The organism is Salinimonas sediminis, from assembly GCF_003429285.1.
Taxonomy (GTDB): Bacteria; Pseudomonadota; Gammaproteobacteria; order Enterobacterales; family Alteromonadaceae; genus Alteromonas; species Alteromonas indica.
In genome coordinates this window covers 213,068-224,784 of record NZ_CP031769.1, presented here as the reverse complement: position 1 = coordinate 224,784, position 11,717 = coordinate 213,068, and the positions used below count along the sequence as shown (strand labels likewise).

Annotated in this window: 11 protein-coding genes; 9 read left to right on the top strand and 2 right to left on the bottom strand. The window is 51.4% G+C overall.

Annotated elements, in window-relative coordinates:
• Positions 1 to 16 precede the first annotated feature (16 nt).
• The 6 genes from D0Y50_RS01070 (at position 17) to nagA (ending at position 6,944) form a co-directional block, all read left to right on the top strand.
• Positions 17 to 2,107 (top strand): TonB-dependent receptor plug domain-containing protein, encoded by a 2,091-nt coding sequence (locus D0Y50_RS01070; protein WP_133175096.1) that lies wholly within the window; start codon positions 17 to 19, stop codon positions 2,105 to 2,107.
• A 47-nt stretch (positions 2,108 to 2,154) separates the two neighbouring features.
• A complete protein-coding gene (locus D0Y50_RS01065) occupies positions 2,155 to 3,219 on the top strand; it encodes an ATP-binding protein (protein ID WP_108565803.1) in 1,065 nt (354 codons plus the stop codon).
• Positions 3,216 to 3,743 carry a response regulator transcription factor gene (locus D0Y50_RS01060; protein ID WP_108565804.1) on the top strand — a complete coding sequence of 176 codons (528 nt, stop codon included), beginning with the start codon at positions 3,216 to 3,218 and terminating at the stop codon, positions 3,741 to 3,743. Before D0Y50_RS01065 ends, D0Y50_RS01060 begins: the two co-directional genes overlap by 4 nt.
• Positions 3,744 to 3,954: 211 nt before the next feature.
• Positions 3,955 to 4,845 (top strand): hypothetical protein, encoded by an 891-nt coding sequence (locus D0Y50_RS01055; protein WP_108565805.1) that lies wholly within the window; start codon positions 3,955 to 3,957, stop codon positions 4,843 to 4,845.
• A gap of 79 nt (positions 4,846 to 4,924) precedes the next feature.
• Positions 4,925 to 5,833, top strand: a complete 909-nt coding sequence (locus tag D0Y50_RS01050; RefSeq protein WP_170145428.1) for a BadF/BadG/BcrA/BcrD ATPase family protein — start codon at positions 4,925 to 4,927, stop codon at positions 5,831 to 5,833.
• The gene (gene nagA, locus D0Y50_RS01045) at positions 5,826 to 6,944 is read left to right on the top strand and encodes an N-acetylglucosamine-6-phosphate deacetylase (protein ID WP_117315071.1); all 1,119 of its coding nucleotides are present in this window, start codon (positions 5,826 to 5,828) and stop codon (positions 6,942 to 6,944) included. Before D0Y50_RS01050 ends, nagA begins: the two co-directional genes overlap by 8 nt.
• Positions 6,945 to 6,948: 4 nt before the next feature.
• Here nagA and D0Y50_RS01040 read toward each other — a convergent pair whose 3' ends face one another.
• Positions 6,949 to 7,869: a LysR family transcriptional regulator gene (locus D0Y50_RS01040; protein ID WP_108565851.1), complete on the bottom strand. Its 921-nt coding sequence runs from the start codon at positions 7,867 to 7,869 to the stop codon at positions 6,949 to 6,951.
• A 271-nt stretch (positions 7,870 to 8,140) separates the two neighbouring features.
• Between D0Y50_RS01040 and D0Y50_RS01035 the strand changes: the two genes are divergently transcribed.
• Entirely contained in the window at positions 8,141 to 9,049 is a 909-nt protein-coding gene (locus D0Y50_RS01035) for an LLM class flavin-dependent oxidoreductase (RefSeq protein WP_117315069.1), read from the top strand.
• An 88-nt stretch (positions 9,050 to 9,137) separates the two neighbouring features.
• On the opposite strand, the gene D0Y50_RS01030 is transcribed toward D0Y50_RS01035, so the two are convergent.
• Positions 9,138 to 9,719 (bottom strand): outer membrane beta-barrel protein, encoded by a 582-nt coding sequence (locus tag D0Y50_RS01030; RefSeq protein WP_108565809.1) that lies wholly within the window; start codon positions 9,717 to 9,719, stop codon positions 9,138 to 9,140.
• A 286-nt stretch (positions 9,720 to 10,005) separates the two neighbouring features.
• On the opposite strand from D0Y50_RS01030, the gene D0Y50_RS01025 reads away from it, so the two are divergent.
• Both D0Y50_RS01025 and D0Y50_RS01020 read left to right on the top strand, forming a co-directional pair.
• Positions 10,006 to 11,073, top strand: coding sequence for an endo-1,4-beta-xylanase (locus tag D0Y50_RS01025; RefSeq protein WP_117318588.1), 1,068 nt, complete (start codon positions 10,006 to 10,008; stop codon positions 11,071 to 11,073).
• A gap of 248 nt (positions 11,074 to 11,321) precedes the next feature.
• The gene (locus D0Y50_RS01020) at positions 11,322 to 11,675 is read left to right on the top strand and encodes a Fis family transcriptional regulator (protein ID WP_108565810.1); all 354 of its coding nucleotides are present in this window, start codon (positions 11,322 to 11,324) and stop codon (positions 11,673 to 11,675) included.
• The last annotated feature ends 42 nt before the right edge of the window (positions 11,676 to 11,717 follow it).

Here is an 11,717-nt window from a genome sequence, read left to right as displayed (position 1 = left end):
TCTCTTGGAAATTCGTGTGAAAATATCTCTCCCTCTTATCGCCGGTGCCTTCACCACCCTATATGCTGCTACCAGCCTGGCCGCAGATGAATCGGTGGAAACCATTGAAATCACCGGTCACAGGTTTTCAAATGCTGCTGCCGGCGAATTAAACGCTGCCTTACAGCAACAACAAATCCGGTTTGCTTCGGGCGGCGGCATATCTGCTCTGCCTGTACTAAATGGCATGATGGGCGACCGCATTCAGATTTTAGCAGACGGCGCGCCTATTACTGCCGCTTGCGGTAACCAAATGAACCCGCCGTTGTCTTATTTAGCGAATTCCCCGGTGAGCCAGTTGGTGGTCAGCCCGGCAGTATCGCCAGTCAGTGCTGGGGCGGATAATATTGCCGGCGTCATCGCCATTGATACCATGCAGCCGGTATTTGTAGAAGAAAGTGATTTTAGCTGGCGTGAAGGTAAAGCGGCGTTTAACTATAGCAGTAACCCCAACAGCCAAACCTTTGCGTTGGACGCCCGGCTGGCAAACAACCAATGGTTTACTGGTTATAGTGGCAGTATTACTACCGCAGACAGCTATGACAATGGCGCTGATGAGCTAGTCCCTGATACCTTGTACAAAATGGAAAATCACGATCTTACCGTAGGCTATCAGGATGCACAGCGCCTGGCGGTACTCAAGTTCACCCATCAGCAGGTGCCTTATCAGGGTTTTCCCGGGCAGTATATGGACATGGTTGATAACCGCGCCAGCGGCCTTTCGGCCCGATATCAGCAGCGCTTCAAAGCATTCACGGTCAACGGGCACCTCAGCGTGCGCAATGTCGACCATGAGATGGGATTTTTCAGCGATGAAAAACCCGGCACTATGCCCATGCTTACCCGTTCGCAGGATATTACAGCCAAACTTGGCTGGGATATTGGGTTAACTCCCGACCAAACCCTTGTGCTGGGACAGGAATATTACGCTAACAAGCTGAATGATTATTGGCCTGCGGTAGCCGGTTCCGCGATGATGGGGCCCGACGATTATATTAATATCAACGATGGTCGGCGCACCCGCTCCGCGCTATTCGCGCAATGGGAACACCGCCCTGCCACGGGTTGGCAGTACAACGTCGGGGCTCGCGTAGAGTATGTGCAAACCCAGGCAGCCCAAGTGCAACCGTATAATAGTATGCCAATGACTATGAGTGGCATGATGAAGATGGCCATCAACGATGCTCAGGCTGCCGCAGAGTTTAATGCAAGCGATCGGGACAAGCACGATACCCTGCTGGATGTGACCTTGCTGGCACAAAGAGCCGTACGTAAGCAACACACTCTGAGTTTTGGGCTTGCCCGCAAGAACCGCGCACCGGGCCTATACGAACGCTACACCTGGGGCCGCGGAATAATGGCCAGCACCATGATCGGCTGGTTTGGCGATGGTAATGGTTATGTAGGCAATGTTGATCTGACGCCGGAAACTGCGCATACCGCCTCTGCCGGTTATCAGTTCGAAAATACCCATCAAAAAATAGACTTCACTGCCTGGTATACTAAGGTTAGTGATTATATCGATATCACTAAATTGGGTGAGCTCAACCGCAGTGGGTTGCGCTCCGGGCTGCGTAACCAACTACAATTTACCAATATCGATGCCACGTTAATGGGCGTTACCCTCGATACCCAATGGCTATTAGCAGACAATCAGTGGGGCCAATGGCAGCTATCCCATACCTTTAACTGGCAACAGGGCGAGCGAGATGACACTCATGATAGTCTGTACCAGATTCTGCCGGTAGAAAACCGGCTGCAACTGGCGCATCATTATGCCGACTGGCACTCTACTGTTGAATGGTACTGGGCGGGCAACAAAACCGACACCGATCCGCGCCGTTTGGAAAATACCACCGACAGCTATTGGTTGCTTAATCTGCGCAGCAGCAAACAGTGGGCAGATTGGACCGTAGAAGTTGCCCTGGATAACGTTTTTGACCGGCATTACGACTTGCCGCTGGGTGGCGTAAGCGTGGCTGAGTTTTTACAGCAACCCACTCAGGGCTATGCACAGCTTGAGGGCCCCGGACGCTCAGTTAACATTGGAGTGGCTTACCGCTTCTAGTACACTGCCACAATGGTGACCAATATGCCCAACGGTGACGTTTTTCCATGCTATTGTTGTTAATAACCGCAATTTTTGGCCCCCGCCGTTTGCCCAATAGTGTGGCCACCCTGCTATTATTGCTGGAGATCATCACGCTTAACGCGGTGATTGCGCTAAATGGTGCTGCCAGCAACCCTTTTAGTATGGTGTTGCTGGTACCTTTGGTATTGGGGCTGATGTGGTTGCCGTTGGGCTGGTCAATAGTCGTGCTGGCAGGAAGTATAGCCGGCCAGCTAAGTCAGCTATACCTGCCACAGTTACATACCCACAATGCCAGCCTGGCCGAGCATGGGCAAAGCATGATCATCGGCTTTGTGCTTACCTGTGGCCTGATTAGCGCGGTAGTGGCCTACTTCAGGTGGCAACTAAATCGTCAGACGGTGGCCTTGCATACGTTACGCGAACGGCAATTAAGGGATGAGCAGTTATTGGCTATCGGTACCGCTGCGGCGCAGCTCACCCATGATGCCGCTTCGCCGGTCCAAACTATCAGGTTATTGTTAGAAGAAATACACCACCCTTCGCCTCATCCTGTTTTAACAGAAATAGAAGAGCAGTTTCGGCGTTTAGAAACCATGCTGCACGACTGGCGCACCATCGCCGACGATGTACGCCAAGCCAGGCTAAACCAGTATTACGCCAGCGATGTCTTCAAAGCGCTGCGCCATACATTAGCATTGGCACGGCCCGAATCAGCCATTAACTGGCCGGCCGCCCAGGCCCCGGCTACCAGCGTAGTAATAGCGGACAGAACATTGTTACCCGCCCTGACCAGTATTGTATTGAATGCCTGCGAAGCCAATGATGAGGTGTGTGCGGATCCTGTCAATATAAGCCTGGCGATTACACCGGCCTACTGGCAACTGGAAATTGAAAATCAATCCAGCCAGGTGGCGGAAGGTCAGTTACAACTGCTCGGTAACCGTTTGGTCAATAGCCAAACCGGCAGTGGCGCTGGCGCCGTCCTTAGCAACGCCACCATCGAAAAGTTCGGCGGACAAGTGCGCTGGTATTATCGCAGTGGCGCGGTCATTACCACCATCACTTTACCGGCTAAAATACCGGCATGAAGACCTTGCTGATTATTGATGATGATGAACGCTTGGCCTGCGTGTTGGCGCGCCGCTTCACTGCTACCGGACGCTGGCAGGTATGGACTTTCGCCAGCGCGCGTACTGCCCTGGCAGCGCCTGCTCAGCCGGTCAATGCTATCTTGCTCGATATGATGCTTGACCAGGAAGTGGGCATTGACTATATCGCTGATCTAAACTCCCATTTTACCCCTGACCAGCTGATTATGATGACAGGCTACGCCAGTATCGCCACTACGGTGGCCGCTTTAAAAAAAGGCGCCACAGATTATGTTGCCAAACCCATAGGTTTTGCTGAGCTACACAGTAAGTTATCCGAAGATGTCGCACCCTCTGTGCCCTTACCCACTGTCCCCATGACTCCCGCACAGGCCCAATGGGAGCATATCCAGCGGGTATTGTTACTTCACCAGGGGAACGTATCGGCCACCGCCAAAGCGTTAGGTATGCACCGTCGTACCTTGCAACGTAAGCTACAAAAGTACTCGCCCAGTAAAAACTAAGCCTGTGGGCCTGCTGCCAGATTGACGACTGCCAGCGGCCTTGGGGACACTACGGCATCGTATTTAATCATTACATTTTGCAGCACATCACGTCTTTTAATTGCTTTTCGCACAAATTATGGGCAAGGTTAGCTAAATAATTATACTTTAGTCTACATCTTCTGAAGCGGAACTTATTCAGAAGTTCTTTTAAACTCATAAGGACATGATAATGGCACACGCGGCGTTATCCCCAGCTCGGCTTCTTTCCCCGTTATTAAATACTCTGCGGCTGTTTGCCCACCGCACTAAACTGGCTAACGCTGTGCGTATTGTGCGCCAGCTTTTTCATTTTGGGCCCTGGCGGGTAATCCCTATTGCCCTGATTAAACGGTTGCGGGGCCCTGCGCCTTTGCAAAACGTAGCCAATAGTCTTCTTCCTTTAATAGATGAACGCGCTATTACCACGCAGCTGAAACAAGATGGCGTAGCGCCAGCAGGTGTACTACCGGCGAATTTTGTTGAAGAATTACGTCAGCTCACCGACGCCCTGCCCCCGGAAGAATATCATCAGTCACATCAGGCCTCGCCGCATATTCAGGCCATCAGTGAAGATCCCGCTATTTGCAATGTGTTACGGCGTTATCTGGGGTGTGAGCCGGTCCTGCTGGAAGCCTCTTTATTTGTCACCCAACCAGAGCAAGCACTGCCTGTTGCCAACCAAAACTATTTTCACTACGACTATGCCGGTTGGGAATCAATGAATGTTTTCGTCTATCTGACCGATGTATACGCTACAGCGTCGCATCATATGGCCATTAAAGGCAGCCATCGGCACATTGGCTTCAAAGATATTATGCGCGGCCTGATAAGCGATCAGGAAGCCAGTCAGCGTTTTGCCGATAATGCCTGTCCTATCACCGGCCCGGCGGGGACCGTTTTTTTCGAAAACACCGAGGTGTTTCATAAACGTACCCGGGGTAATGAACGCAGGGTGATGCTGAATTTAACCTATACCTCACACCGCAACTTACTGAGTTATGGCCGGGCCAGCCGTAACAATCTTGCCTATCGTGACAAACTGTTCAGCGAATTAATGCCGGACGCGGGTGCCGCCTCCTGAGGCGGCCTTTTTGCTATAGGGTTTTGAGCATATTATCGGTACACTAACGGCGAATTTTAATTAATATTATGCAGATATTGTGGCCAATTCTATCGAATATGTACTGGGTATAGATGGTGGGGGAACCAAATGCCATGCCCGGTTGGAAAACCTTGCGGGTGAAGTGCTGGCCGAGTGTATTACCGGCCCGGCCAATCCGGCGCAGGATACCGCTGAAGCATTAGCCTCGATAACCCAGGCGATGCACGCACTCCCTGTACAAGCCGGTTTACCTCCCCGGATGTTACAGCAAACCCGAGCGGTGTTGGGGTTAGCGGGTATCAGCGTGCCGGCTTATGCCGCTATTGTCCGCCAATGGACCTTGCCGGTAAGCAATGTCACCTTTACCACAGACTTGCACATTGCTTGCGCCGGGGCCCACGGTACCGACACGGGAGCCATTATTATTACTGGTACCGGTAGTTCAGCGTTTGTAACCACCTCACAGGGCCCACGCATACTCGGCGGCCATGGTTTTCCATTGGGCGACAAAGCATCTGGCGCCTGGCTAGGCTGGCGAGCATTAAGTTACACGCTTGAAACTTTAGATGCGCTACATCCACCCAGCGGGTTAAGTCAGGCTATATGCCAACAAGCCGGCACCAGTGATGCGGCGCAGTTGGTAGCCCAGTCATTACACCTACGCTCAGCAGGCTACGCCGCATTTGCTCCGCTGGTCTTCGCCCAGGCCCAGCTAGGCGATCATAATGCGCGCGATATTCTGGCCGAAGGCGGCGACTATTTACGTCAACTGGCAGCGCAGATTGCCACGCACAAGCCAGCCCGTTTTAGTCTAATTGGGGGCCTGGCAAAGCCGTGGCTCCCCTGGTTGCCTTCCGACTTGACCACCCAATTATCCGCCCCGCTGGGCTCCCCGGTAGAAGGCGCGGTAGCGCTGGCCCGGGGTGATATTTTTGAGCCAACTCCAGGTAAATTACAGCATGTCTGATTTTTTCTGCTCAACGCTATTTGACGGCACACATCTTTTGCAAGATGTACGTTTCACTGTACATGATGGGTATATTTCCACGCTTACCGCGAACGCCCAGGCGGGCAACGCCGAACAACTCACCGGGCTGGTGTGCCCCGGCTACATTGACGTGCAGGTAAACGGTGGTGGCGGCGAGCAATTTAACCATAATCCTACCGCCGCCTGTTTGGCCCAAATGGCTAAGGCCCATTTGGCCCATGGTACCACCAGCTTGCTGCCCACAGTGATCACCGACGATATTGCCATAATGCAACAGGCTGCTGATGCTGTAGCGGCGGCCCATCGTCAGCAGTCAGGCTGTTTTGTGGGTATTCACTTTGAAGGGCCACATTTAAGCAGCGCCAAAAAAGGGATGCACAGCGCTCGGCATTTACGGGCTATCAGCCCGCCGGAAATGGCTCTGTTTACTCGCAAGGACCTGGGCCAGGTCATGGTAACGGTAGCGCCGGAGCAGGTTTCTACAAGCCAGATTGCTGAGCTGGTTGGGCAGAACGTTATTGTAAGTGTTGGCCACACTAATGCCAGCTTTGAGCAGTGCAATGAGGCATTTTCGGCAGGGGCCACCGGGGCCACCCACCTGTTCAATGCCATGTCTGGGTTATCCAGCCGCGAACCAGGCGTGGTAGGTAGCGCGCTGTATAATGAGCATATTTATTGTGGTCTGATTATCGACAATGCCCATGTGCACCCTGCCAGCGCCACCCTGGCTATCCGCTTAAAAGGGCCGCAACACATTATGCTCATTACTGATGCCATGGCCCCGGCGGCCAGTGATACCGATCATTTTATGTATCAGGGGGAAACAGTGTTTAAGCAAAACGGTACGTTAAACCTTGCTGACGGGACGCTGGCAGGGTCGGTACTGACGATGGACGAAGCGGTGATGAATGCACATCAGTTAGCGGGTATAAGCCGCGAGCATGCATTACAAATGGCTACAGCCACGCCGGCCACGTTTTTGGGCTTATCCAACATCGGCCGGCTGGCGCCGGGCTATATCGGGAATTTTTTAACCCTGGATGATACCCTGAAGATAACCGGACGCTGGCATAACGGGCAGGCTGCTTAGCCGTTCAAACGGGCTGTTCCGGGTTGTGTAAGGGCGCGTCCCAGTAAGGGGTAGACCCGAACCAGTTAAGTAAAAAGTCAATCATCGCCCGAACTTTCGGGGCCAGCATGCGCGAGCTTGGATAAACCGCCCATACGGCCACATCCATTAGCAGGGGATGATCTTTTAATACCTGTACCAAGGAGCCATCCTGCAGTTGTTTGTGACAGTTCCAGGTAGAGTTAATCGCCAGCCCCATCCCCGCACAGCAGGCATCCCGCATGGTTTCCCCATTATCGGTACTAAAGCGGCTATTTACTTTGACACTGTAATCACCTTCGGGGGCGGCGAATGTCCAGGTATCCATGTTCATCAGACTTATACATGTATGCTGAGCAATATCCTGAGGGCAAGCAGGCTCGCCATGCTGGTCAAGATAGCCGGGGGAGGCAGTTACAATACGTAGATCCGGAGCCAACTTTCGGGCCACCAATGAGGAGTCTTTGAGAGGCGCATTGCGGATAGCCAGATCAAAACCGCCTTCCACTAAATCCATAATGGTGTCGGATAAGCGCAAATCTATTTTTATCTGCGGGTATTGTTGCATAAAGGCATCAATGGCCGGGACCAGGTGCTGTCGCCCAAATGAGGCTGACGCAGTCATGCGTAAGGTCCCCATCGGTTCGATACTGCCTGATCCTACCGAAGCCCGCGCGGCTTCAATACTCGCTAACACTTCTTCAGCATGGGGCAAAAAGGCTTCTCCTTCCTCACTCAGCGTGACACTTCGGGTACTACGATGAAATAACCGAACACCCAAACCGGTTTCCAATTTGTTTAAATGCGCGCTGGCTACCGCCGCAGACAGGCCAATTTCGGCCCCTGCCTGACTGATATTGTGAAGCGCCGCAATACGTAAGAATAACCTTAAGTGATCAATATTCATTATCAATAATAAATTAACAAAGATACTTTGAAAAAATGTATTAACAAACATACCAGCAATGGATATGCTTTAGCGAGGGTAAACTTTACCTTATAAACCGGTTACCTTGCAGGAAGCAGGCTATGACACTATTTGTAACCGGCAATTTTGTACACCACAGTGAATTAACTTCATGGGCAAACCCGGCAACATAAGCTGGCCCCGTATTGATTCACTTACATAATTATTATAAGTGGTCCAGCGCACGCTTTGGCGTGAAGGAAGGAACACTATGGCTTTTGAAAAGCTATATAAAATGGGATTTAGTGTCGGCATAGCATTGCCCTTAAATCCACCGTTTGACAATATAGGCCAGCGTGGCGATCAGCACCGCGAGGCCAGCGCGCCTGAAAAGGTCAGGTTGAACATACACGAACACAAATTACGTGTGCAGCAAGCCGACCGGCTTGGCTTTAGCGCGGTATGGATGCCCGATACCACCTTTCACTACCAGGACAGCCAGAACATTGCGCAAATCTTTGAGACTTTCTCTTATTTGGGTTATCTGGCCTGCATTACCACCGACATCCTGCTTGGTGCCAGCGGCATAACGTTACCCCTTAAGCAACCAATGCTGGTGAAAACATCTGCGCAAACACTGGCCCGGCTAAGCCAACACAGGTTGATACTGGGGGTGGGCAGCCTACCTTATGGCGCGTCTTTTAAAGGCCCCGAGCAGGCGCTTTATCAACAGGCAGTAGATTGGCTAATGCGTAAGCATTGTGATGGAATGCTGGATGGCAAACTGGCCATCCCTGCTCCCAAGGCATTCTGTGTTTACGGTACGCATATCAAGGGCAACGATATTGAGTGGCAGGGCGCGAATATGGATGGCTGGCTGGCCCCGGCGGCAAGTTGTGAACAGCACAGTGTACAGGTAGCCAAATGGCGCTGTCTGGCTGGTAATAAGCCCTATGCATGCTTTTTACAACTCGATTTTTGCAACCAGCAAGACACTGCCGCGCAGCGTATTGGCCCCGTATTACGGACCGGCATTAACGGTTTAATTCAGGAGTTAGATGCTTTAAGGCGTATTGGGGTAAACCACGTAGCGTTGCAACTGGTCAATACCGCATTACCCACCGAGGTGATAATTGACGACCTGGCCAACTGGGTATTGCCTGAGTTTCAGCGAGTATAAGCATACGGCCGGGCGTCCCGGCCAGACTTATCTAAGGGCTAAGGGCTGAGGCTGGTTGGGTTGCCACGCCTGGGCGTGGCGCAGGTTACTAGTAGTTGTAACGAAGGTTTATGCCCACCAAGGAAAATGCACTGCCGTTATCGTAGTTAACGCCTACCGCAAACCGTGGCGTAATCAGATAATCTGCGGCCAGGCCAAGACTGGTTTCGTCTTCGCCATCAATATCGACAAACCGCAGCGCCGCTTTGAGTTCGATCTGTGAGGTTATAAGAGAACGTACGCCCGCCATCACGCCATAGCCACTGCCATCATCATACTGGCTGTAGCCCGGCGCTTTCACGGTGTTGTCGCCGTATTCAAACGTAATGGCTGAAAAGACATCGGTGTTGGCAGTCACACTGTATTTGTAACCCACACCAAGCGTACTTTGCGAAACCTCCACATCGGTGCCGTATACCTCATCGCGCAGATAAGAATAGGAGCCCGCTATAAACATATGTTCGCTTAACTCATTCGATACAAACACCATACCGCCGATGGGTTTGAGCTCGACAGCGCTGTCATAATCAGCTTTGATGATACTTAACTGCGCATAGTCCCACGCGGGCGCTGCTGCCAATACATTGCACGACAACAGCCCCAGCGACATAGTAAGTATTGCCTTTTTCATATCATTCCTTGTTCATAACTTATAAAAAGCCACCACACCTTTTGATGGCACACTGATAGTAAGTTATTGAGAACTTAATGAAAATTTAAACTACCCCGCTAGTGCAAAATATCATTCTAAAAGGTGACAAATTTTCGCAATATGGATTTACAAAAACCGTAATCCGGGCATCGCTGCTTTAGCGGTAGGCTGTTGCCCTGCCTTACTGACAAAGGATTGTAAAAGCCTTATGCATCGCCCCTTTTTTATGTGCTTTACGACTGCTCTCGCCGCTATGTTATTAACAATGACCGCCTGTAATTCTATCAATGAGATACCTGCGACCAAGCCTGCGCTAAAAACACTCTTAAGCCCCTTTTTGGTAGGGGCGGCGGTTAACCAGCAGCAGGTAGACGGCAGCTTGCCGCAGGATGCGGCATTACTCCAACAGCACTTTAATGCAGTAACACCCGAAAATATGATGAAGTGGGAAGCGATTCATCCTGCGCCAGAAACTTATCATTTCGCACCTGCCGATGCCCTTATCGAATTTGCTAATACCCATAGCATGGCAGTGACCGGCCATACATTGATCTGGCACTCTCAGGCGCCGGACTGGATCTTTGAAAATGACGATGGCAGTACCGTATCGCGCACCACCTTGTTGCAGCGAATGCAGAGCCATATCGCTACCGTTGCCGGGCGTTACAAAAATACAATTAAAGGCTGGGACGTAGTGAACGAAGCACTTAACGAAGACGGCACATTACGCGCTTCCAAATGGCAGCAGATTGTGGGCGACGATTATATTGCTGAAGCCTTTAAAATGGCCGCGCAAGCCGCCCCTGACGCCGAGCTTTATTACAACGATTATAATTTATTTGCACCCGACAAACGGGCCGGCGCTGTCAGGCTAATCAAATCACTCCAAGCCCAGGGCATTCGGATTGATGGCATTGGTATGCAAGGCCACTATTCGCTTACTCATCCGGCGTTGCAAGAGGTAGAAGCCTCCATTGAAGCCTTTGCTGCTTTAGGTATAAAAGTCATGATCACTGAGCTAGACGTGTCGGTAATTCCATTCCCCGGTGAACCGGAAGATGGCGCCGAAGTGAGCCTGAATGTCGCTATGGATGAGAGCCTGAACCCCTACCCCGATACATTACCTGCGGCTATCAACCAACAGCTGGCCGCGCGCTATCAAGATTTGTTCGCGGTCTTTCGCCGTCACCAGAACAGCCTTTCCAGAATCACTTTCTGGGGGGTACACGATGCTCAGAGCTGGCGCAATAACTGGCCGGTAAAAGGCCGTACTGACTATCCATTGCTTATCGATAAAAACCGTCAGCTAAAACCGTTCGCCACTACCTTATAAGATGGGGGTGACGGGCCAGTATGGGGGCTTCCCAGCCTCTTCTGCATAGCTAATTCAGGAGCGAATTCAAAAGCTAACTCAGAGGCTGAGTCAGGGTATAACACCAGGATAAACACAATCAGCGTACTGGCCCAACAGCGTAAGTAAGCGAAACGGCAATAACAGAACGGGGGGAAAGACCCAAGCATAATGCAGGCTGTCAATCGTGTTATTATTCGCGCAGCTTTGAACCTAACCGTTAAACAACAATGAAAAGCACCATTAAAAAACGCGACGACAATATTGTAAAAGTTCTTACCACCGCCTGTGAAACCGCAAAACAGTGGGATATTGGGTTTGAGTGGCTCACGCATACTGTCCGCTACAATCATTTCCCCGGAAGCCTGGTAATAACCTGCGTATTCAATATAGAACTGGAAGTACAGCAGGCCATAGAAAACGGCTTTGATAAAAAATTACGGCAATTGATACAGGGCCATTTGCTAAAGGCTGGAATTCGGGTAAAGGATATTCGCCGCCATGTCAGGCTCGATAGTGAAGAAAGCTGTCAGCGCCAACATCAGGGCGACTGGCAAGCAAGGCTGGCCCAACATAGCGGTTAAACCCGGCCTTGTGGTATCGCCTATACCGATAGGCCCTTTAAA